Annotated in this window: 17 protein-coding genes and 3 pseudogenes; 14 read left to right on the top strand and 6 right to left on the bottom strand. The window is 72.4% G+C overall.

Going from position 1 to position 20,685, the window contains the following annotated elements; genetic code table 11:
- Position 1: 1 nt before the first annotated feature.
- The 4 genes from AB0A94_RS15645 to AB0A94_RS15660 are packed head-to-tail and all read left to right on the top strand — an operon-like array spanning position 2 to position 3,746.
- Positions 2-778, top strand: a complete 777-nt coding sequence (locus AB0A94_RS15645) for an SDR family oxidoreductase (RefSeq protein ID WP_361744523.1) — start codon at positions 2-4, stop codon at positions 776-778.
- A gap of 25 nt (positions 779-803) precedes the next feature.
- Positions 804-1,652, top strand: a complete 849-nt coding sequence (locus AB0A94_RS15650) for a tryptophan 2,3-dioxygenase family protein (RefSeq protein ID WP_361744524.1) — start codon at positions 804-806, stop codon at positions 1,650-1,652.
- Positions 1,642-2,490 carry an alpha/beta fold hydrolase gene (locus AB0A94_RS15655; protein ID WP_361744526.1) on the top strand — a complete coding sequence of 283 codons (849 nt, stop codon included), beginning with the start codon at positions 1,642-1,644 and terminating at the stop codon, positions 2,488-2,490. The genes AB0A94_RS15650 and AB0A94_RS15655 overlap by 11 nt, the downstream gene beginning before the upstream one ends.
- On the top strand, positions 2,487-3,746 hold the full coding sequence (locus AB0A94_RS15660; protein WP_361744528.1) for an aminotransferase class V-fold PLP-dependent enzyme: 1,260 nt from the start codon (positions 2,487-2,489) through the stop codon (positions 3,744-3,746). Before AB0A94_RS15655 ends, AB0A94_RS15660 begins: the two co-directional genes overlap by 4 nt.
- Positions 3,747-4,208: 462 nt before the next feature.
- Here the strand turns inward: AB0A94_RS15660 and AB0A94_RS15665 are convergent, their stop codons facing one another.
- Positions 4,209-4,808, bottom strand: a complete 600-nt coding sequence (locus AB0A94_RS15665) for a lytic transglycosylase domain-containing protein (protein WP_361744530.1) — start codon at positions 4,806-4,808, stop codon at positions 4,209-4,211.
- Between the two features lie 586 nt (positions 4,809-5,394).
- Here AB0A94_RS15665 and AB0A94_RS15670 point away from each other — a divergent pair.
- The 4 genes and pseudogenes from AB0A94_RS15670 (at position 5,395) to AB0A94_RS15685 (ending at position 10,798) form a co-directional block, all read left to right on the top strand.
- Positions 5,395-6,726: an FAD-binding oxidoreductase gene (locus AB0A94_RS15670; RefSeq protein ID WP_361744532.1), complete on the top strand. Its 1,332-nt coding sequence runs from the start codon at positions 5,395-5,397 to the stop codon at positions 6,724-6,726.
- 423 nt (positions 6,727-7,149) lie between these two features.
- Positions 7,150-7,428: pseudogene (locus AB0A94_RS15675) on the top strand (hypothetical protein); the annotation flags it as partial.
- A gap of 250 nt (positions 7,429-7,678) precedes the next feature.
- Positions 7,679-9,049 carry a Fic family protein gene (locus AB0A94_RS15680; protein ID WP_361744534.1) on the top strand — a complete coding sequence of 457 codons (1,371 nt, stop codon included), beginning with the start codon at positions 7,679-7,681 and terminating at the stop codon, positions 9,047-9,049.
- A gap of 399 nt (positions 9,050-9,448) precedes the next feature.
- The gene (locus AB0A94_RS15685) at positions 9,449-10,798 is read left to right on the top strand and encodes a hypothetical protein (RefSeq protein WP_361744536.1); all 1,350 of its coding nucleotides are present in this window, start codon (positions 9,449-9,451) and stop codon (positions 10,796-10,798) included.
- A gap of 200 nt (positions 10,799-10,998) precedes the next feature.
- On the opposite strand, the gene AB0A94_RS15690 is transcribed toward AB0A94_RS15685, so the two are convergent.
- Together AB0A94_RS15690 and AB0A94_RS15695 are read right to left on the bottom strand one after the other, a co-directional pair.
- A complete protein-coding gene (locus AB0A94_RS15690) occupies positions 10,999-11,595 on the bottom strand; it encodes a hypothetical protein (RefSeq protein WP_361744538.1) in 597 nt (198 codons plus the stop codon).
- Positions 11,596-11,926: 331 nt separating this feature from the next.
- On the bottom strand, positions 11,927-12,109 hold the full coding sequence (locus AB0A94_RS15695; RefSeq protein WP_361744539.1) for a hypothetical protein: 183 nt from the start codon (positions 12,107-12,109) through the stop codon (positions 11,927-11,929).
- A gap of 14 nt (positions 12,110-12,123) precedes the next feature.
- Between AB0A94_RS15695 and AB0A94_RS15700 the strand changes: the two are divergent.
- Positions 12,124-12,249: pseudogene (locus tag AB0A94_RS15700) on the top strand (IS6 family transposase); the annotation flags it as partial.
- A gap of 446 nt (positions 12,250-12,695) precedes the next feature.
- Here AB0A94_RS15700 and AB0A94_RS15705 read toward each other — a convergent pair.
- Complete coding sequence (locus tag AB0A94_RS15705; protein ID WP_361744647.1) at positions 12,696-13,301, bottom strand: lytic polysaccharide monooxygenase; 606 nt, start codon at positions 13,299-13,301, stop codon at positions 12,696-12,698.
- A gap of 1,040 nt (positions 13,302-14,341) precedes the next feature.
- Between AB0A94_RS15705 and AB0A94_RS15710 the strand changes: the two genes are divergently transcribed.
- Positions 14,342-15,112 (top strand): calcium-binding protein, encoded by a 771-nt coding sequence (locus AB0A94_RS15710; RefSeq protein ID WP_361744541.1) that lies wholly within the window; start codon positions 14,342-14,344, stop codon positions 15,110-15,112.
- 371 nt (positions 15,113-15,483) lie between these two features.
- Here the strand turns inward: AB0A94_RS15710 and AB0A94_RS15715 are convergent, their stop codons facing one another.
- Entirely contained in the window at positions 15,484-15,933 is a 450-nt protein-coding gene (locus AB0A94_RS15715; RefSeq protein WP_361744656.1) for a hypothetical protein, read from the bottom strand.
- Between the two features lie 128 nt (positions 15,934-16,061).
- Positions 16,062-16,229 (bottom strand): annotated as a pseudogene (locus tag AB0A94_RS15720) (transposase); the annotation flags it as partial.
- 568 nt (positions 16,230-16,797) lie between these two features.
- Here AB0A94_RS15720 and AB0A94_RS15725 point away from each other — a divergent pair.
- Genes AB0A94_RS15725 through AB0A94_RS15740 form a run of 4 tightly spaced genes read left to right on the top strand, consistent with a single transcriptional unit; the run spans position 16,798 to position 20,681 of the window.
- The gene (locus tag AB0A94_RS15725; RefSeq protein WP_361744543.1) at positions 16,798-18,663 is read left to right on the top strand and encodes a phage tail sheath C-terminal domain-containing protein; all 1,866 of its coding nucleotides are present in this window, start codon (positions 16,798-16,800) and stop codon (positions 18,661-18,663) included.
- A gap of 33 nt (positions 18,664-18,696) precedes the next feature.
- Entirely contained in the window at positions 18,697-19,221 is a 525-nt protein-coding gene (locus AB0A94_RS15730) for a phage tail protein (protein ID WP_086173538.1), read from the top strand.
- Positions 19,222-19,243: 22 nt separating this feature from the next.
- On the top strand, positions 19,244-19,972 hold the full coding sequence (locus AB0A94_RS15735; RefSeq protein ID WP_361744545.1) for a hypothetical protein: 729 nt from the start codon (positions 19,244-19,246) through the stop codon (positions 19,970-19,972).
- A complete protein-coding gene (locus AB0A94_RS15740) occupies positions 19,965-20,681 on the top strand; it encodes a hypothetical protein (protein WP_361744547.1) in 717 nt (238 codons plus the stop codon). Before AB0A94_RS15735 ends, AB0A94_RS15740 begins: the two co-directional genes overlap by 8 nt.
- Positions 20,682-20,685 lie beyond the last annotated feature (4 nt).

Consider the following 20,685-nt stretch of genomic DNA (forward strand, 5'->3'; position numbering starts at 1 on the left):
GATGACCGTCACCGCCCGCCACGCGGGAAAGACCGCCCTGGTCACCGGAGGCAGCCGGGGCATCGGCAGAGCCGTCAGCCGCCGCCTCGCCCGCGAGGGCGCCCTGGTGGCGGTCCACTACGGCCACGACCTGACGGCCGCCGAACGCACCGTCAAGGAGATCGAGGCCGACGGCGGCCGCGCCTTCCCCGTACACACCGAACTCGGCGTCCCCGGCGACGCCGACACCCTCTGGTCCGCCTTCGACGCGGCCCTGGCCGAGCAGGACGCCCCGGCGGGCCTGGACATCCTCGTCAACAACGCGGGCATCACCGTCCCCCGCCCCCTCGCCCAGGTCACCGAGGCCGACTACGACCGCGTCTTCGCGATCAACACCAAGGCGCCGTTCTTCATCATCCAGCGCGGCCTGGACCGCCTGCGGGACGGCGGCAGGATCGTCAACATCTCCTCCGTCGCGACCCGCGTCGCCTTCCCGGCGATCGTCGCGTACACCATGACCAAGGCCGCCCTCGACTACCTCACCCTCTCCCTGGCCCAGGAACTGGGCCCCCGGGGCATCACCGTCAACGCCGTCGCACCCGGCTACACCGAGACGGAGATCAACCCCACCCTCGCCGTCCCGGAGATCCGCCGCCGCTACTCCGAGGCCTCCGCCTTCGGCCGGCTCGGCGACCCGGCGGACATCGCCGACGTCGTCTCCTTCGTCGCGAGCGACGACGCCCGCTGGGTGACCGGCCAGTGGATCGACGCCTCCGGCGGCGCCCACCTCGGTGTGTGACCCGTACGCACCCCCAGGAGATGCGATGAACGACCGCACGTCCACCCTCGACGAGCCGGCGACGGACGACGCCCTGACCCGGCCCTTCGCGGGCGCCAGCCCCTACGACACGTATGTGCACGCGTCCGTGCTCAACTCGCTGCAGCACCCGCTCACCGAGGCCCCGGACGAGATGGGGTTCCTCGTCACCACCCAGGTGATGGAGCTGTGGTTCACCCTGATCGTGCACGAGTGGCGCACGGCCCGGGTGGCCTTCGCCAAGGACGACCTGCCCGCGGCCATGGACGCGCTGGAGCGCAGCCGCCGCGCGCTGACCGCCCTGGGCGGCGCCTGGGCGCCCATCGCCGCGCTGACCCCCGCCCGGTTCAACGGTTTCCGGGCCGCGTTCGGCCGGGCGTCGGGTTTCCAGTCGGCGATGTACCGCCACATGGAGTTCCTCCTCGGTGACAAGTCAGCCGGGCTGCTGCGCGCCCACCGCGGCGATCCGGCCGTCCACGAGGCGCTCGCCGAGACCTACCGCGAACCGTCCCTGTACGACGAGGTGCTGGCCCACCTCCACCGCCAGGGCCTGCCCGTCCCGCGCCACGTCCGCGAGCGGGACGTGACCAGCCCCTACACCGGCGACCCCGGGGTCGTGGAGGCCTGGCGGCACGTCTACGCCGGACCACGGCACCACCCCCACCTGGCACTGGGCGAACTGCTCACCGACATCGCCGAACTCGTCACCCGCTGGCGGTTCGACCACCTCCTGGTGGTCCGCCGTGCCATGGGCGTCAAACCGGGCAGCGCCGGCTCCGCCGGACTCGCCTGGCTGGAGCAGCGGGCGGCCCGCCCGGTCTTCCCCGAACTGTGGGAGGTGCGCGGTGACGTCTAGGGCGATCTCCGCCTTCGCCGCCGAGGAGGAGCGGCGGGTCCTGAGCCTGAAGCCGGTGCTGGCACCGGCGCACGGCCGCTACGGCGACCACCCCCACCAGTCCTACGACGCCTGGCCGTCCGACGACCCCGGCGCCCCGCTGGTCGTCCTGCTGCACGGCGGCTACTGGCGCTACGACCGGATGCACCTCACCCCGTTCGCGGCCTGGCTCTCCCGACAGGGCTTCGACGTCCTGCTCCCCGGCTTCCGCCGGTCCGGCGGCGCGGGCGGCTACCCCGAGACCTTCGACGACGTCGCCCGCATCGTGGACACCCTGCCCCGGGGCCGGCCCTACGTCCTCGCGGGCCACTGCTCCGGCGGCCACCTCGCGCTGTGGTGCGCCGCCCGCGGCCTGCTGCCGCCCGGCTCGCGCTGGCACACGCGCACCCTGCCGACGAGCGTGCTCGCCCTCGCGCCGATCACCGACCTCACCGCCACCCGCCGCGACGGCCTCAGCAACGACGCGGCGCTGCAACTCCTGGGCGGTAAAGAGAACTTCGAGGAGCGGCTGCCCGAGACCGACCCCCTCACCCTGCTGCGCGACGCCGGCACCACCGGCGTTCCCACCGTGCTGCTGCACGGCGCCGCCGACGAGGAGGTCCCGCTCACCCAGTTCAGCGACTACGCGGCCGTGCACCGGGACCTCAGGACGGTCGTCCTGCCCGGCACCGGCCACTACACCCTCATCGAACCGGGAGCACCCGGCGCCCGCGCGGTCGCCGACACCCTCCGGGAGATGACGGCCGCCTTCACCCCGGAGCACTCCGGCCGCGCGGACGAGGAGGCCGCACGCCGATGACCACCGCCCTCTCCGCACCGGCCGACCTGCGCGAACGGGCCGCACGACTCGACGCCGACGACCCCCTGGCCCCCCTCCGCGCGCGCTTCCTGCTCCCGCCGGACGTCGTCCACCTCGACGGCAACTCCCTGGGCCCGCTGCCCGCCGCCGTACCGGCGGCCCTCGACGACGTCGTGCGACGCCAGTGGGCCACCGGACTCATCGGCTCCTGGAACGCGGCCGGCTGGTGGGAGGCGCCCCTGCGGGTGGGGGACGCCATCGGCGCGCTCATCGGGGCCGCGCCGGGGCAGACGGTCGCGGGCGACTCCACCAGCGTGCAGCTGTTCACCGCGCTCGACGCCGCGGCCGCGCTCCGCCCGGACCGCCCGCTGCTGGTCACCGACCCCGGGCACTTCCCCACCGACCGCTACCTGGCGGACGCGGTCGCCCGCCGCCGGGGCCTGGAGGTACGGCGGGTGCCGCCGGAGGACCTCCCGCGCTTCCTCGCCGCCGAGGGCCACCGGGCCGCCGTCGTCAGCTACGCGCCCGTCGACTTCCGCACCGGCGAGCTGTACGACATGCGGGCGCTGACCCGGGCCGCCCACGACGCCGGCGCCCTCGCGCTGTGGGACCTGTGCCACGCGGCCGGCGCACTGCCCCTGGACGTCGACGCCCTCGGCGTCGACCTGGCGGTCGGCTGCGGCTACAAGTTCCTCTCCGGCGGCCCCGGCGCCCCCGCCTTCCTGTACGTGGCGCACCGCCACCACGCCGACCTGGAAACGCCGTTGCCGGGCTGGACCGGCCACGCCGATCCGTTCGGCCTGGCCCGGGAGTACACGCCCGCCCCCGGCATCGCCCGTGCCCGCATCGGCACCCCGCCGATCCTGTCCCTGCTCGCCCTCGAGGCGGCCCTCACCGCCTTCGACGGCGTCGACCTGACCCGGGTCCGCGCCAAGAGCCTCTCCCTGACGGGCTTCTTCCTGCGCTGCGCGGACGAACTCCTGACCCCCCTGGGCTTCACCTCCGTCACCCCGGCCGACCCCGGCCGCCGCGGCAGCCAGGTCACCCTCCGCCACCCCCACGCCCGCGGGCTGGTCGCCGCCCTCGCCGAAACCGGCGTCATCGCCGACATGCGCGCGCCCGACCTGCTGCGCTTCGGCGTCAACGCCCTCTACACCAGCCACCGGGACCTGCTCACCGCCGCCCTCCGCCTGCGGGACCTCACCCGGGACGCCGCCTACGACCCCGCGCCACCGGCCGCGGGACCGGTGACCTGAGGGGCCCGCGGCCGGCCTGCCCACCGGGCGCGGCGGTCCTGCGGGACGAACCCCTCGTCCTGGACGCGCAGCCGCGCCTGACACCCCTGGTGACGGCCGCTCTCACGGGTGACGACGCGCCGCCGCACGCGGCGCGTCGTCACGCGGCCACTCCACCCGGGCCTGCGCACCGCCGACTCCGGCGGCGGGGGAGGGCGAAGCGACGCAGACGGACGGGAGCGTCACATCCGTCGACGGCCTGCCGGATCGCGGCCTTTCCGGCAGCCGTCCGGCAAAACCCGTGCACACGGGGTGCCGACGGCGACGTCGGCGTCGCCTGTCGCCGGTCCGGAGAACACGATCCCCCCGCACGCACCGCTTCGTGCTCGGTGCGTCCCGGGCGGACGAAGCCCACCGCCACCGCCGCCCACGACCACACCAGGACCGGCCCGGCCGACAGCCGAGGCGAATGCCGTCGCGGTGCTAGCCGGTGACCGCGTCGCGTGGCTCGCCGCCGTCGGCCAGAGCCGCGGCGGCTCGTTCCCGGTGGGCGCGGAAACGGCGCAGGTACGACCGTGCCATGGGGCCCGGCGGGACGCCCCGGGCGAAGGCGCGCATGTTGCGTTCACCCGTGTTGTAACCGAGGGCGAGGAGTTCGTCGCGGGTGTAACGGCGTACGTGCCGCCGCGGAAGGCTCCGGTCGAGATCCCTCAGGTGCAGGGCGGCCGAGCGGATGGCGAAGGCGGGGTCGTCGCGCAGGTCCTGCCACCGCCCCGGCAGGCCGTGCGTCCGCCGGACCCGTTCGAACGTCGCCCGGTGCATGTTGGCCAGACCGAAGGACGCCCCGGGCTTCCACCACTGCCACAACCGCTCCAGCAGGGGATGGTGTGGCTTGTACGCCTCGTTGTGGAGCACGGTCATCACGAGCAGGGGCGAGACCCCGGCCTCCCGGGCACTGCGCACCACGACTGCCGCGTAGTCGGCCGGCTCGTAGTCGCCGGGGCGCAGCGGCGGCGTCCTCGCGTCCTCGCGGCCCGCTGTTCCGGACCCTTGCTCTGCTGCCGTCACCGGTCGTTCGGTCATTGGCTGGTCGCTCCTCCACCGTCCTGAGGCGCACGTGCCCCCTTAACCCTTCTCCAATCCAGACCCGCGGCGGACGAGGACGCCGATCTCGTGGGCGGCTTTTCCGCGACCGGCGTCCGGCGGGCCGTTCGTCCGGACGAAGACCGCCGAGGAGATCCTCGGCGAAGTCACCGCCCACTGCCGACGAAACCGGCCGTCCCTGTTCCCCTTCTTCGCCTCCGGGCGGCTCGATCCGGGCGGTGAGATCGCGCTCCAGGCCCTCCAAGGACCTGCGGACCGCCTCGTACGAGATCCGCAGGGAGTCATCCTCGGGAGAACCGATCCCCAATCGGTGGGACATCCGCTCCGGGTTCCAGGCCAATGCCCGCTTCCGGTCATGGCGGTGCGGTTCGTCACGCCCCTTCCAAGGAGTCGGCCGTTCCCAAGCCGGTCTCGCCACAGTGCGGGGGCGTCTGCTTCGGCATAGCGTGAAATGAGGAGCAGCTCGCATCCGCGCCCGGGAGAGGTGAGGCCCATGCCGAGCGGGCGGACAGGGGCACACGAACAGACACTGGCCGAACGGCTCCGGTCCTCGTTCCGTGGCGAGGTGATCGACCGCAGTCACCCCGGCTACGACGAGGCGCGGGCCGTGTGGAACGGGTTGATCGACCGCCGGCCCTCGGTGATCGCCCGGTGCGCCGGGACGGCCGACGTCGCAGAGGCGGTGGCGGCCGCGCGCGAGCACCGGCCCGCCGTCAGTATCCGCGGTGGCGGGCACCAGGTCGCGGGCAGCGCGGTGTGCGACGACGGACTGGTGATCGATCTGTCGCGCATGAAGGGCGTGCACGTCGATCCCGCCGCCCGTACCGCGCGGGCCCAGGCCGGCGTGACCTGGGGCGAGCTGGACCGCGAGACCCAGCTGCACGCGCTGGCCACACCGGGAGGAGAGATCTCGGCGACCGGGATCGCGGGCCTCACGCTCGGCGGCGGCTTCGGCTTCGTGATGCGGATGTTCGGCCTCAGCTGCGACAGCCTCCGCTCGCTGGAGATCGTCACCGCGGACGGCGGGGTGCGCACGGCGAGCCGGGAGGAAGAACCCGAACTCTTCTGGGCGGCACGCGGTGGCGGCCGGGGCATCGGAGTGGTGACGTCCTTCGAGTTCGGTCTCCACCAGCTCGGCCCGGAGGTGGCCGGCGTGCTGGTCCTCCATCCGTTCGAGCGTGCCGAGGACGTGCTGCGTGCCTGGCGGGACGCGACGTACGGCGCACCGGAGACGGTGACGCCGGAACTGCTGCTGTGGACCGTCCCCGCCCACCCCGCGATCCCGCGGGAACTGCACGGCACGAACTGCGTGATGATCGGTGCCGTGTACGGAGGCCCGCCGGGCGACGGTGCCACCGCCGCGCTGACGCCGCAGCGTGAACTGGGCCCCCCGCTCGTCGACCTGAGCGGCACCATGCCCTACGTCATGCTGCAGAGCGCCAACACCTGGCGGTTCCCCGAGGGCGAGCGCTACTTCATGAAGTCGCACTTCGCGGACGAGCTGAACGACGAGGCCATCAGGACCCTGGTGGACTGGTACTCCCGGCGGCCGACACCGCAGAGCCTGATCGTGGTACGCACCCTGGGCGGCGCCGTGGCGCGTGTCGGCCCCGACGACAGCGCGTTCGCGCACCGGTCCGCGCGCTACAACGTGAGCATCGACGCGGGCTGGCGGGACCCGGCGCTGGACGAGACCGCAATCGGGTGGGCGCGCTCGGCGTGGGACGCGATGAAGCCGTTCTCGAGCGGGGGGACGTACGTCAACTTCGCCGGGCTCGGTGAGGACGCGAGCGAGCTGCGGGGCGCGGTCTTCGGCTCGCACGAGGAACGGCTCGAGCGTACCCGCGTCGCATACGATCCGGAGGGCCTGTTCGCACCGGCCGCACGCAGGCCGTGAACCGGCTGCCGGGGCGCGCGCCGTCGCGGCCCGGCCGGTGGCGGCGTGCTGTCGCTTTCGGTGAACGGGCCTACGCCGACGACCTCGGCGACGAGCGCCCGCCGATCGCGGTCAGCGCCGGCAGCAGTCGTTCCGAGGCCGACCGCGACTCCGCCCAGTGGCTGCCGGCCTACGAGCCGTACCACTGCCAGTGCCTCATCGACCGGACCGCCACCGAGGCGCGTCGGCAGCCCGCCGTCGACGACCACTGGTGCGACGTCCCCGCCCGGACCACTGCCGACTGCCCGAACGTCCCGGTGGAGGTGACGTTCGCCCGATGGCCGTGTCCGAGCGCAGGGACTGTCCCCGCTGCCGCATCCGGCCAGGGCCCCTCGGGTCCACGTCGGTGTGCATCCGACGGGCCGTCGCCGCTGGACTTCCTGCACCGGCGGCATCGTCATCGACACCCGCGCCCGCCTCGGCTGCACCGCGCCGATCGGGTCGACGGACCAGGACCGCGTCCGGCACCTGACCGTCGCCCTGCCCCCGCAGCACGCCGCCCGCCTCCTCGACGCCCAGCAGGCCGGCGCCACCGACCAGCAGCTCCAGCAGATCACCGCCGACGCGCTCCGCGAGGTGTGCTTCCAGGACGGCGGCCGCCGCGCCGGGAACCCGGAGGAGGTCCGCTTCACGGACATCGAACACCTCGAGTTCGACCTGTAGAGGCCACCGCGCACCACGCGAGCCCTGGACCAGCAGATCCGAAGCACGACAGTTGTCACACGGGCAGGCTTGTCGTCACCGAGATCGCACGGTGGTTCCGCGCGTGGCTGCCGGCGGAACGAGACGACTTCGGCCGGCTTCAGTTGGCGCTTGGAGCGCCACAGTTGTCGCGAAGGGCCCTCCAGCACGTTGCTCCGGACCCTGCGGTAATTCGCTTGAACCACGGTCGGGGGACGGGCAGGCTCGCGGGGTGATTGTCGAGCTGGCCCCCCGTTTCCTGACCTGGGACGAGGTGAGCCCTGTCCAGCACTTCTTCGACAGCGCGTCGGCACCGCAGGTGGTGCGGTCACTCGGGCCCGCCCGGAGGGTGCCCAGCCGCCCCGACATCCCCTCCGGTGACCCGGCCATGAGTGCCTGGAGCCGGGGCGAGGGACGCCCTTGGGCCGACGCCATGTCGCAGGCCCTCGCCGAGCACTACGGCCGCTGGACCGTGGGCTGGCGCTGGGCGCACGATGAAGGCGACTTCGACGGAGGGCCCGTCGGGAGTTGGTGCTGCCCGCGGGACTCGATCACCACCCCTGAGGAGACGCTCACCCGTGTCGTCGCGGCGCTGTGCGAGTGGCGCGAGTGGCTGGAAAGTCTCGCCGGGTGGTTCGACGCGTACCCGTTGGACCTGACCGAGGTCGAGGACCAGCGGATCCTGTGGGAACGCGCCGCCCGGAACCTGATCCTGCAGGTGACCGACCGCACCGGCTGCGGCAGCGGCTGGCACGGACACTGCCGCCAAGTGCTCACCTGGTTCCTCAGCCGCTGGGGCGTCGCTCCCGACCTCGCGCAGGAGCTGGTCGACGAGGCGATCGGCGGAAGGTTCGCCAGCTGGACCGGCCCCGACCCGCTGCTGGTCGAGGACGTCGCGGAGCGGCTCGCGCTGTCGCTGCGGCCGGACGACGGCGCACGATCCGCCGAGCCCGCGCCGGACCACCTCGAGCGCTGGCTCGCGGTGCGCGCAACCGTGCCCTGGCACGAGGCCCCGGACGGCGGCGGGGACGAACCGGTGACCCCGTCGCGCGACGGCGCGGCGGAGGACATACGGACCTTCGACGGCGCCTTGGATCCCGTCCGCGCACGGGGCCTGCTCGCCGCCCTGGAATTGCTGCGGGCCGATGCGGCGCGCGGCGCCTTGCTCGACTTCGAACTGCTCCAGCGCTGGCAGCAGCACGTCCTGGGCACACCGCAGCCGCCGCCGTTCCGCGACCTGCCGGCCTTCGCCAAGAGGGGCCGGGAACGCTATGGCATCAGCCCGGACACTCGAGCCCGCCTCGACGCCTGCCTGGCCGAGAGCGCGCGCCACGTCGAGCGGCCCCTTCCCCTCACCGCCCGGGCCGCACGCGCCTATCTCGACGTGTGCTTCTTCCACCCCTTCGACGACGGCAACGCCCGGTCCGCCTTCCTCGCCCTCCTCTTCGTCCTCGCCCGCGAGGGAGTCGCGCTCAACGAGGTCAGCCTGCTGCGGCGCGTCACCTTCCAGTCCGACGAGCCACAGGACGCACTGATCCTCACGCGGTACATCGACGTTCACCTCGCGGAGACCCGACGCAACAGCGTCTCCCCCGACTTCTAACGGTGGGGCGTGAAGGCTCTGATGAGACATCTGAGGTGCTCGGTCACACGGATCCGCCGCGCAGGTCGGACGACGGCGGAGCACTACAACCGGTGACGACCGCCCTGCTCCAGCACAGCTAAGGGCTCGCGGAGAGTCAACATGCTGGTTTGATCTTCGTGGGGCTGCTGTTGGTGAGGTGCCGGTCAGCTCCGGGTTGCGCAGGCGCCCGGTGCGGGGCTCGGCATCGTCCCGTGGACGTCCTCGACCGTGGCCTGTACCGGAGGCCCGCACATGCGGAGGTGCGGGGAGCCGTCGTCGCTGGGCCCGTTGTCAGTGGCCTGCGACATGATGCGGGAAATGCGACGGCCCGTCCGACAGAGGGCTCCGGGGCCGTCGTCGACGAAGGGGAGGGGTGCCGTGCGCAGGCCGGTCACGGGCGAGGTGCACGTCCACTACGGGCAGATCTACGTCGAGAGCGATCCGGACAACGGAACCCCGGACCTCTCCGAGGCGTTCGCGGGCCAGAGCGGGGGACTGTGCGGGGCGGCGGTCCCGGGTGCGCTCTGGCTGCACACCGGACTGCACACGGGCAACGTCGGCTTCACCGTGGAGGTCCACGACGAAGCCCCCGTGCTGGACCCGGTCTGGGAGGACGTGGTGGAGGTGTCCTTCCGCCCGCTGTCGGAACGCACCAGCTTGGTGCAGTGGGCGGGCGAGGCCGCGTGGGCCCTGGACCTCGCCCGGACCGACTACCGGGTGCGGTACTGCGCCCGGGGGATGGACGAGGGCCGGGAGCTCGACACCAGAGGGGACGGGAAGCCGCAGGCGGACAGCTACCTGCTGCAGTTCTGGCCCGCACCGCCCCGCCCGGACCGGGTGATCCGCCAGACCTCACGGAACGCCGCCTACTGGCACCGTTGCGCGCGCGAACTTCCGCCGCCGCCCACCCCCGAGGAGCGCGCCGAGACCGAACGCCTGGCCCGCCAGGCGGAGGAACGGGCCGCACAGGAGCGGCGACTGCACTACGAGAAGTGGCAGTGGGGCGGACGACTGCCGAGCGAGGCTCTGCGCGGTGCCCGTGAGAGCAACGTCCTCGACCTGCTCCGCTTCGACAGCGACCTGGTGCACGCCCTCGACGACGCCGGCCCCGACGTCCAGCGTGCGGTGGCGTTGCTGGCCGCCCGGCGGGCCTGCGAGGCGGCGGGCCTGACCGACGTGCCGTGGGTCATCGAAGCGCTCACCGCGCTGACGCAGGAACGTCCACTGCCGCCGCCGTTCGACGACCGGGACCTGCTGTGGGAGACCCTGCGCTCCGACCCGCGCGTACCGGACCGGTCGGTGCTCGAGGCGGTACCTCCGGAGCGCCCGCCGTACCGGCCGCCGGCCCCTCCGGAGGCGGCGACGGTCGAGTGGAAGCCGGCTCCGGCCACGAAGCCGGTAGACGACGTGCCGAGCCGGCCGGGCCTCGGCCGGCCACTTGCCAAGCTCATACCGACGGCGCCCCCCGGCCGGAGCACGTCACCGACCGCGGGCATGGGACACAGCGCCGTCGTGGTGGTGCGCGCCTCCGGCAGCCCGCGCGAACCCTCGCGGATCTCACAGCCGCACTTCGCCCTTCCCGCCGTACTCGCCGCAGCCGGCCCCGCCCCGCTCAAGGCGGCACTGGACGCGGTGTCGCACGCGGTGCACACGTACGGCGAGCACTACCCGGAGCTGCTGGAGGAGATCAGGTCGGCGTGCGCCGGGAAGGCGGGGGCGGGGGAGTAGACAGACCTCCCCACGGCCGCCGCCGGGGCCGAGCCGGGGTCTCGACCGTCCTCACCGGAGGTTGCGGGCCGATGCCGGGGACGGTGGTCAGGGTGCACTCCCATGGACGCTGCTGATCTTGACCGCCGGGCCCGGCCCTTGTCCGGCTGCACACCTCCGCACCTGGTCTCCGGAGTGAGCATCGGAAGCCGACGGCGATCTCACGCCGCCGCAGGTGCCCTCTCGGCCGCGGAACGGCGTTTCCAGTACGCGACGGTCAGCACGCCCAGCAGCGGCCCCCACAGGGTCAGCGGCGCGTAGCAGAAATAGAACCAGGCAGCTTCCCAGCCGCCGGCTTGGCTGGGGTAGTCGGCCGACAGGTCGTCACCTCGGATCGTGGTACCCCTGACCTGGGAGGCGATGAACAGAAGGGTGAACAGGAGGGTGAGGCTCGCGGCCCCGATGGTGGCCGGGAGGACGGCCGCGCTTCTCGGAACCCGGCGGCCGCGAAGGAACGGGATCCAGCGCGGGAACACCTCACCCCAGCGGGCGATCAGACCGATCGCGGCGAACGCGGAGACTTCGGACAGAACCGACAGGAAGACGATGTACGTCCATTCGCCGGGTCCGCGACCGTCGTCGAACGCGGCCGGGAGCCGCCAGATACTGGAAGGGAGGACGGCCAAGGGCACGGAGTAAGCCACGAGTCGAATCCGTCGTGACACTCCGGCAACGGGCTCGTGGGCCGCCCGCCATGCGACGCGTAATCGTCCGGGGTGGACGGTAGTAGGTTCTTCGGCGTGCTGGAGCTGCTGCATGGGCGGTCCTCGGCTCGGATGAACTGCTGTTCGGCCCGTTCGGTAATGAAGATCCCAGTCACGGGGGCTCCGAGCGTCACTCCGAGGGCCGACTCGGCTCCGTCCCACGGCCGACGAAGTGGTGCGACCGGAGGATGACCGCAGTGCCCGTTTGCCGCATGACCAGTACGTTTCACCAAGAGCATCCCGACGCTGTCCTGGCAAGAGCCCCGGTGCCTCCCGAACTCATCGACACCGCACACCCGTGGAGCGGAGCACCTCCCCGACTCATCGACAAGCGACGTCACAGCAGCCGCCGTGTGGACGGTCACGTGATTCCCCAGCCCCGCGGTCACACAGTTCCCCAGGTGCTCGTTGCCGGGACGCCTCGGCAGGGCCCAGGTCGGTCCCACCACAGCACGACGAGCAGGTGGCGCCCTGCCGCGTCGAGGTAGAAGTCGCGCAGAGCGTTGAAGTGCTCCGGCAGGTACTCCCTCGGACCGCCGATGAGCCGGTCGGCCTCGTAGCCGATCAAGGCTCCGGCTTCGATGCACAAAGTTCGGGCAGGGCTCTGCCAACGGCCTGCGCCGCCGACGGCCCCGGCCCGGGGACGAACGGCACCCGGACGAGGCCTTCGTGAGGATCAACGGCGAGCTGAAGTACCTGTGGCGGAGCCATGGTCGTCTTCCGTCGCGTTTCGCCGCTCGATGCGGTGCGGCCCTGAGCGACCAGCCGTCCCGTCACCGGCAATCGTTCCCCATGCCGCAGGTGAGGCGTGCTCCGGGAGGGAGCTTCGTCAGGGTATGAGGTCTCCGGGAGTGGCCGGCGGTCGGGGAAGGCCGGGGCGGCGCGGGTACGCCGGGCGGCGCGATACGCCCCGGTGGGCTGACGGCGCCGAGGATTCTCCATGGCCGTTGGGTGCCGGAGTCGTACGACGAGACGGTGGGGAGCCGGCTACCGTGCGACTGCCGCGCGACCGGGTGTGTCCACACCGGAAGCGCAGGAAGCCCCGTCGGGGCAGGGTGACCACATGGGTCCCCTGCCCCGACGGGGCTCGGTCGGCCGGGCGGCGGGTTACCGGCGCCCGGCAGAGGCCGGTGCCGTGTGCGGCGCTCTCCGGCTCAGCCGAAGTTCACGTCGCTGCACCACATGTAGGCCTGGTCGAGGTGCGAGGCCTGCCAGATCACGAACAGGATGTGGTGTCCGGTGTAGCCGGAGGTGTTGACGTTGAACCTGATGTCCTGCGCCGGGGCGAAACGGCCGGTCTGCGTGATGAAGTCGAGGTTGCCCCAGCCCAGGGTCTGGGTCTTGGGGTTGAAGCCCTGCTTGCTCACGTAGACCCTGAAGTAGTCGGCACCGTGGGACGCCTGGTCGTACAGCTGGACCGTGAAGTTGTTGCTGATGTTGGTCGTCTTCCACTGCCCGGGCTTGTCCAGGCTGGCGTTCCTCGAGAGGTTGTTGCTGCAGAGCGTCCCGTCGGGGGTCCGCGCCTGGAACTGGCCGCCGAGGCCGTCACGGAGCGCACTCATCCAGTTCCACATGGTGTCGGAGTTGGCCTGGAACGCCTGGTAACACATGGGGTCTTCGGTCTGCATGGCCGGGTTCGTGTGGTTGCTGCCCCACGTCTTCCAGCACTGGTACGCGCGGGTGGCCGGGTTGACGATGGTGCCGTGAGCCTGGGCGGGGGTCGACCAGGCCAGTGCGCCGACCACCACGGCGAACACCATGACGAGCACCTGGAGAGGCCGGCGGAGGGGCGACCGCGAACGCCCGGTCAACGAACTCTGTTTACGCATGTGGGGGGAACTCCTTCCAGTTGCAAGACTTTATGGGAGCGCTCCCAACGGTACGTCTCCTGAGTGAAATGTCAATGAAACAAACGGAGTTGATCACAGGGGCGGGTGGCGAGCAGGGAATCTGCCGTGAGCCGTGAGCCGTGAGCCGTGAGCCGTGAGCCGTGAGCCGTGAGCCGTTCCCGGGACCGGAAAGCGAGGATGCGGCCTGGACCGGTGTGCGGGGCGATGCCAGGAAGGGGCGTTCGCAGCATGGCGACGGGATGCCGACGGCACTGGAGCATGGCTGCCGTGGCGAGGGAAGCCGCCGGCGACGCGGATCGGTCTCGGCGCGCTCCAACTCCCCTGGGCCGTCGCCGGTTCCCCACCGATGAGGGTTCCCCGCCGAGCCCTCCGCCCTCACCCACACAGCGGCCACCGGCTCGACGATCCGTCGGTGGTCTACCGCGAGCACCTCCACGGTCGCCGCCTCGTGCCGGTGCGACACGACAGCCCCCGCGTCAAGGGGCCTTTCGACCACCGCCGATACCCCCGCGGACCCGCAGCGGTCACTCCCGCCCCGTCCGGAGCGGCCAGGGCCTCGACGAGCTCCTTCCGGTCGATCACCCGACGCTCCGACACCGCTTCCGCCTCGGCGAATCCGACCACGAGGCGAAACCCCTCCGCCCGCGCCCGGGCAGCCGCCTTCCGCCCTTCCGGCAATCCCGACCGTCGACCGTGTCGGCCAACCCGCCTTCGCTGAGCCGGAATCGAGTTGGCGAACCCTCCCGCGGCGACACCGGGAACATGTCTGACCGAAGAAGCCCAACCAGCACATCCGGAGGGACATCGGCGTACCCTGACGCCGCGTCGATTCGCGGTCTTGCGGATCCGGACCAGCAGGGGAGACTGCCTTCACGACCGGGTCCGCCCGGTCCCCGGCAGCACCACGCCAAGCCGGTCGGTCCACCGTCACCCCACCGAGATGAGGTCTCATGAACCGAAATCGAGCCACCGTCAGCGCGGTCGCCGTGACCCTGTTCACCGCCGGCCTCGCCGTCGGCCCGGCAGGCGCCGCCACCGCCGCCGAGGCGAAGGCCCGCGTCGGAGCCGACTGGGCGGCTCAGTCGATCGTCTTCACCGCCGCTGCGGGACAGACCAACAACCTCAACGTCTTCTCCATGTACACCAGCGACGGGATCCGGCGGATCGGCTTCAGTGACGTGGTCCCGCTCGAACCGGGCGACCACTGTGCGTACTCCAGACCCGAGGACACCACCTCCGTCGTCTGCGAGCTGCCCGCCGACGGCCCCCGGCCCGACAGGATCGACGTCTTCCTCGGCGACGGCGACGACACGATCGCCGCCTTCACCCCCGGGATCGGCACCGTCAGCGGCGGCCCCGGCGACGACGAACTGCACGCCCACACCGCACGCACGGTGCTGGGCGACGCGGGGAACGACATGGTCATGGGGCCCGCAGCCCTGCACGGCGGCGACGGCATGGACCACCTGATGGGTGACAGCAGCAACCAGCGGATGTGGGGCGGCCGGGGCGACGACATGATCGAGGGCTACGGCGGTGACGATACCGTGCACGCCGGCCCCGGTGACGACCACGCCATGGGCGGGGACGGCCGCGACATCGTCCTCGGCGGCCCCGGCGACGACACGCTGGACGGCGAAGGCGGCGACGACCTCGTCTGCGGTGGTACCGGAAAGGACGCCCTCGAAGGCGGACCCGGCCGCGACATCGTCCTCCCGTAAGCGCGCCTGCATGCCCGAAGGCCCTGGCCCGCGGCGCGGACAGCGTCGCGGGCGCCGACCCACCGCCGTCGGCGACCCGCCACCCGAGCCGCGTCAACCGCGAACGCCGCAGACGGCAGGTCCCCGCGCGACACGAGGTGACCCGGCGGAACCGGACCGTCGAACCTGTCGGCCGGCGCGGGCGCGAGCCTCCACGTTGCCCGGCCTGCCCGATCCCGTAGAGAACCGGCAGGTCGACCAGCAGAAGAACATCGCGGTGGACCGCTGCGTCAACCGGCTCGGGGGGCCCGACCCGGTGAACCCAGGCGGTCACAGCACTGGTAGGGCTTGGCCATCTTCACTCGTGAGTGGCGTGTCTGCTTGTTCGTCGGTCACGGCACACGCAGGCTGCACATCGCCGGAGTGACCATCCGGCCCACCGATTCCTGACGGTGCAACAGGCGAGAAACCATGCCGCCGAGTTGGGCATTCGGGTGGACTCGCTGCGTTTCCTGCTCCACGACCGGGACGCGAAGTACACCGAGTCCTTCGGTGCGGTCCTCGATGCCGACGACATCCGCATCGTCAGGACCGCACGGCGGGCCCCTCGGATGAACGCGCGCTGCGAACGGATCGTCGGAACCCTGCGGCGCGAGGCTCTCGACCACCTCTTGATCTGGAACGAGACGCACGCGAGGCATGTCCTCGATTCCTGCGCCCGGCTCCAGCTCGCGCATCACCCGGCCGGCCCCTTCCTGACCGGGACGGACCACGGTGAACTCGCTCACTTCGTAGATCAGTTGTCGCTGCGACAGGCCGCCCTGATCGAGCGGCGCCGCCACCGGCAGCGCGGCGGACCGCGTCAGCCGGGCACCCGCGGAGAGGTCTTCCGGCAGAAGATCACCAATGCCGAACGCCTCGCATCCGTCGGCAGTGACACGCCAACGAGTTGTTTCCTTACGGCCCCGCGGTGCACCACGCAGGACCGCACGACCGTCCGCGGCCAGACGGTCTCCACCGTCTCGGGCAGGTCCTTCAGCCCGTCGCAGACGAGCATGAGCACATCCTGAACGCCGCGGTTCTTGATCTCGGTCAGGACGTACGGCCAGTGCTCGGCGCCCTCGCCGCCGTCACCGGCCGCAGCGGATGCTCCTCGTCCCGCTTCGCGAAGGCGCTGCAGCGCGAGCGCATCGGCCGCTCGGCCGTCGGAGCCGCGTCCTCACCCCGGTGGAATCGGCCACAGCGCTCCTCGTAGGTCTCCGCAGGACCGCAAGGGCATGTGGGCTTGTGGACCGGGTGGAGGCGCTGCGGTGCCGGAGATGCGGGCTATGTCGGGAGGTGCCCCCATTCCGCTGCACCGAAGCCCGCGTGGGGAGTGTGAAGGCCGCGCCGCGACATGCGCACATCATGTGCGAGTCGTGTGCGGCGCCCTCCATGGAAACTCCCGCAGAGGTGGCGTGAACCCGTCTTGTTGACCCGACGCCTCAACGGCCAACGTGTGTTGCGCACTTGAGCATCAGGAGTCACAAGCGCGTTGCTTGGCCCGGACGGTCGTACGTCCCGGGTACTGACGGGGGAAGCTGATGCGGTGCCCACCGATCGGGGCTGTCCGACCGTGCCCCGCTGACGTTCGCACGCGCCGCCCTTTCTCCCTTCGTCGTCTCTTGGTGCCCACGACCGGTGCCCGACAAGGGATTGGAGGGGGAATGCCGACGAATGCAGTGAGCGCCGCCAGGCCGACGTATCCCGGCGTCTACGTCGAAGAGCTTCCCAGCAGCACCCGCACCATCTCCGCCGTGACCACGTCCGTGACGGCCTTCGTCGGCCACACCCGGCGCGGCCCGCTGAACGAGCCGGTGCGGGTCACCGGCTTCACCGAGTTCGAACGCCGCTTCGGCGGTCTCGGCTCGCAGAGCGCCGTCGCCCACGCGGTGCACCAGTTCTTCGGCAACGGCGGCTCCGTCGCCGTGATCGTCCGGGTCGCCAAGGCCGGCAGCGGCCGGGCCGCCCGCGTCGCCCTGGAGTCCACCGACGGACACAGCGAGACCCGCGTCCTGGAGGTCCACGCCAAGGAGCCCGGCGTCTGGGGCAACGGGCTGCGCGTCGCCGTCGACTACGGCACGCCCCACCCCGACGAGACCTTCAACCTGCGCGTCCACGACGCCAAGGGCGACACCCGGGAGAGCTTCACCGGCCTGTCCATGGACACCGGACACGGCCGCTACGCCCCCACCGTGATCAACGCCGGTTCGCGCCTCATCCGCGTCGAGGCCGTCGGCGAGGGCCGCCCCGACCCCTCCGGCACCGTCTCCAAGCCGTTCGGACACGAACTGCCCGACCTCGCCGTCGACCTCACCGTCAAGATCGGCGACGTGGAGCGCGAGTTCACGCTCTACGACCCCGACTGCGACGGCGCGGCTCCCACCACCGTCGCCGAACTCGCCCTCCTCCTGGAGCGCAAGCTGCGCGCCCTGCCCGACGCGCCCGGCAGGCACGCCTTCGCCGGCGCCGAAGTCACCGCGTTCGGGCGCCGGTTGCAGGTCGTCGCCGGCTCCACCGACCCCGACGACGTCGTCCGCTTCCTCGGCGAGTGCGCCAACGACCTCGGCCTCGAGGCCTCCGTCAACCCACCGGTGTTCCCGCTCGCGGGCGGCGAGGACGGCGCGGCTCCCGGCCCCCGCGACCTGATCGGCTCCGAGGCCGAAAAGACCGGCATCCAGGCACTGCGCTCCGTCGCCGACGTCAACCTGCTGGCACTGCCGGAGATCGCCGCCTACGAGAAGACCGAGGACATGCTCACCGTCGTCTCGGCCGCCCAGCGGCTGTGCGCCGAGCGGCGGATCTTCCTCCTCGTCGACGCGCCGAGCAGCTGGGTCGGCGTGGACAGTGCCCGCGCCGGAATCGCCGCCTTCGACGCGGTCCGCGACGATCACGCCGCCCTGTACTTCCCGCACCTCCAGCTCACCGACCCGCTCACCGGGCGGCTGCGCGCCTTCCCGCCGTCCGGTGCCGTCGCCGGCGTCATCGCCCGCACCGACGCCGAACGCGGCGTGTGGAAGGCGCCTGCGGGGACCGAGGCCCGCCTCGCGGGCGTGCACTCGCTCACCGTCGACCTCACCGACCGCGAGACCGGCCTGCTCAACCCGCTCGGCGTCAACTGCCTGCGCGCCCTCCCGGTGACCGGCCCGCTCGTCTGGGGCGCGCGCACCCTCGACGGCGCGGACGCCCTCGACAGCGAGTGGAAGTACGTGCCGGTGCGGCGGCTCGCGCTGCACGTGGAGGAGAGCCTGTACCGCGGCCTCCAGTGGGTCGTGTTCGAACCCAACGACGAATCACTGTGGCAGCAGATCCGGCTGTCCGCCTCCTCCTACCTGCACACGCTCTTCCGCCAGGGCGCCTTCAAGGGCACCACCCCGCGCGAGGCGTACTTCGTCAAGTGCGACCACGAGACCACGACCGCCGAGGACGTCGCGAACGGCGTGGTGAACGTACTGGTGGGCATCGCGCCGGTGCGCCCGGCCGAGTTCGTGATCGTCAAGATCCAGCAGACGTCCGGGCAGTTCGAACTCTGATTACGCCCACAAGGATTCCGAGGACTGTTTTCGATGGCTGAGTTCACGGTCAACGCCCATCGGTTCGACCCGTACAAGAACTTCAAGTTCCTCGTCCTGTGGGACGGTCGTACGGTCGCCGGCATCAGCAAGATCTCTCCACTGAAGCGGACCACCGAGGTCGTCAAGCACCGCCACGGCGGCGACCCCTCCTCCCCGCGCAAGTCGCCCGGCCGCTCCGAGTTCGAGGGCATCACCCTGGAGCGCGGGGTCACCCACGACCCGGAGTTCGACCGCTGGGCCAACAAGGTCTGGCAGGTCGGCGCCGGGCTCGGCTCCGAGGTCTCGCTCGCCGACTTCCGCAAGGACATCGTCATCCAGGTCCTGAACGAGGCCGGCCAGGTCGCCGTCTCGCACAAGCTGTACCGGACCTGGCCCAGCGAGTACCAGGTGCTCGGCGAACTCGACGCCAACGCCAACGCGGTGGCCATCCAGTCGCTGAAGCTGGAGTGCGAGGGCTGGGAGCGGGACTACGAGGTGCCCGAGCCCCAGGAGCCCTCCTTCCTCAACCCGGCCTGACCGGACCGGGGACGCGATGACCATGGCTATCACCGGGGCGGCCGGGCTGCTGGCCGCCTGGGAGGCGGGCCTCGCGGCACCGCCCGCGGGACGCGCGCTGCTGCTGCACCGCACCGCGCGCCCCGACCTCGACGACCGCACGCTCCCCGGGCTGCCCGTCGGCGAGCGGGAGGCGGACCTGTTCACGCTGCGCCGGACCCTGTTCGGGGAGCGCATGCAGGTCCGCCTGGACTGCGCGGAGTGCGGCGCGGACATGGAGTTCGAGCTGGACGCCGGGGAGTTCACCCGCACCCCGGGCGAGCGCCCCGACCCGGTCGTCCGGGTCGAGCACGGCGGCTGGCGGGTCGAGTTCCGGCTGCCCGCCGTCGCCGACCTCACGGCGGCGGCCCGCACCCCGGACCCCCGCGCGGCGCTGCTCGCCCGCTGCCTGGTCACGGCCGAGCACGACGGGCACCCGGTCACCGCCGCCGAACTGCCCGCTCCCGTGCAGCGCCGGATCGCCGAGGCCGCCGAGGCGGCCGACCCGGACGCCGACGTGACGCTCAACGTGGCCTGCCCCGAGTGCGGGCGGGCCACCCGGGCCGAACTCGACATCGCTTCCTACCTGTGGACCGAACTGGACGCCTGGGCGCGCGACCTGCTCCTCGACGTCCACCTGCTCGCCACCGCCTACGGCTGGAGCGAGCCGGAGATCCTGGCGCTCAGCCCGCTGCGCCGCCGCTACTACCTGGAGCTGTGTGCGGATGTCTGACGTCACGCCTCCCCAGGACGGCGACTTCCTGGACCGCCTGATCGCCCGGCACGCGCCGACGCCGGGACCCCGCGCCGGAGTGGTACGGGTACGGCCCCGGCTGCCCGGCCCGTTCGAACGGATCGAGGCGGTACGCGCCCGGGGGACCGCCGAGGAGGACGCCGCCCTCGTGTGGCCCACCACCCCCTCGGCCGGGCCCCGCGGCGACGGCCCGGCCCGCCCGGCCCCCGCCGCCGGCCCGGCGCGCCTCCTGGTCGAGCGGGAGCGGACCGTCGTACGCGCCGAACCGGCGCCCGGTGAGCCGCCGCCCGCCCCGCCCGCGCCCGAGACACCGCTGCTGCGGCCCGCGGCGCCGGTCCCTTCCGCCCCCCGGCCGGCACCGGACACCGGGCGGCGCACGGCGCGCACCGTCACCCCGGCCGCGGCGTCCGCGCCCCTCCCCCCGGGCGCGGACCCCGTCCACGCCCCCGCCCCGGCCGCCGTCCCGCACCCGCGGGCCGCCGACACGGCCGCCGCCCGGGACGCCGTACGGCAGGCCGCAGTCCGGCGGGCCGGGCGGGCGCCCGAGCAGGTGGTACAGGTGCAGATCGGACGCCTGGAGGTGACGGCCGGTGTGCCACCGGCCGGCGGCACACCGCGGCGCGCCCCGGCGCAGCGTCCCGCCGCCACCGTGAGCCTCGCCGACTACCTGGACCGGGGGCGCGAATGAGGTG

It is taken from the genome of Streptomyces sp. NPDC044984, assembly GCF_040646935.1.
GTDB lineage: Bacteria > Actinomycetota > Actinomycetes > Streptomycetales > Streptomycetaceae > Streptomyces.

Excerpts from the sequence above, each read along its gene's own strand:
- AB0A94_RS15645 (WP_361744523.1), top strand. The coding sequence starts at position 2 with ATGACCGTCACCGCCCGCCACGCGGGAAAGACCGCCCTGGTCACCGGA.
- AB0A94_RS15650 (WP_361744524.1), top strand. The coding sequence starts at position 804 with ATGAACGACCGCACGTCCACCCTCGACGAGCCGGCGACGGACGACGCC.
- AB0A94_RS15660 (WP_361744528.1), top strand. The coding sequence starts at position 2,487 with ATGACCACCGCCCTCTCCGCACCGGCCGACCTGCGCGAACGGGCCGCA.
- AB0A94_RS15665 (WP_361744530.1), bottom strand. The coding sequence starts at position 4,808 with ATGACCGAACGACCGGTGACGGCAGCAGAGCAAGGGTCCGGAACAGCG.
- AB0A94_RS15690 (WP_361744538.1), bottom strand. The coding sequence starts at position 11,595 with ATGCAGCAGCTCCAGCACGCCGAAGAACCTACTACCGTCCACCCCGGA.
- AB0A94_RS15705 (WP_361744647.1), bottom strand. The coding sequence starts at position 13,301 with ATGGTGTTCGCCGTGGTGGTCGGCGCACTGGCCTGGTCGACCCCCGCC.
- AB0A94_RS15710 (WP_361744541.1), top strand. The coding sequence starts at position 14,342 with ATGAACCGAAATCGAGCCACCGTCAGCGCGGTCGCCGTGACCCTGTTC.
- AB0A94_RS15725 (WP_361744543.1), top strand. The coding sequence starts at position 16,798 with ATGCCGACGAATGCAGTGAGCGCCGCCAGGCCGACGTATCCCGGCGTC.
- AB0A94_RS15730 (WP_086173538.1), top strand. The coding sequence starts at position 18,697 with ATGGCTGAGTTCACGGTCAACGCCCATCGGTTCGACCCGTACAAGAAC.
- AB0A94_RS15735 (WP_361744545.1), top strand. The coding sequence starts at position 19,244 with ATGGCTATCACCGGGGCGGCCGGGCTGCTGGCCGCCTGGGAGGCGGGC.
- AB0A94_RS15740 (WP_361744547.1), top strand. The coding sequence starts at position 19,965 with ATGTCTGACGTCACGCCTCCCCAGGACGGCGACTTCCTGGACCGCCTG.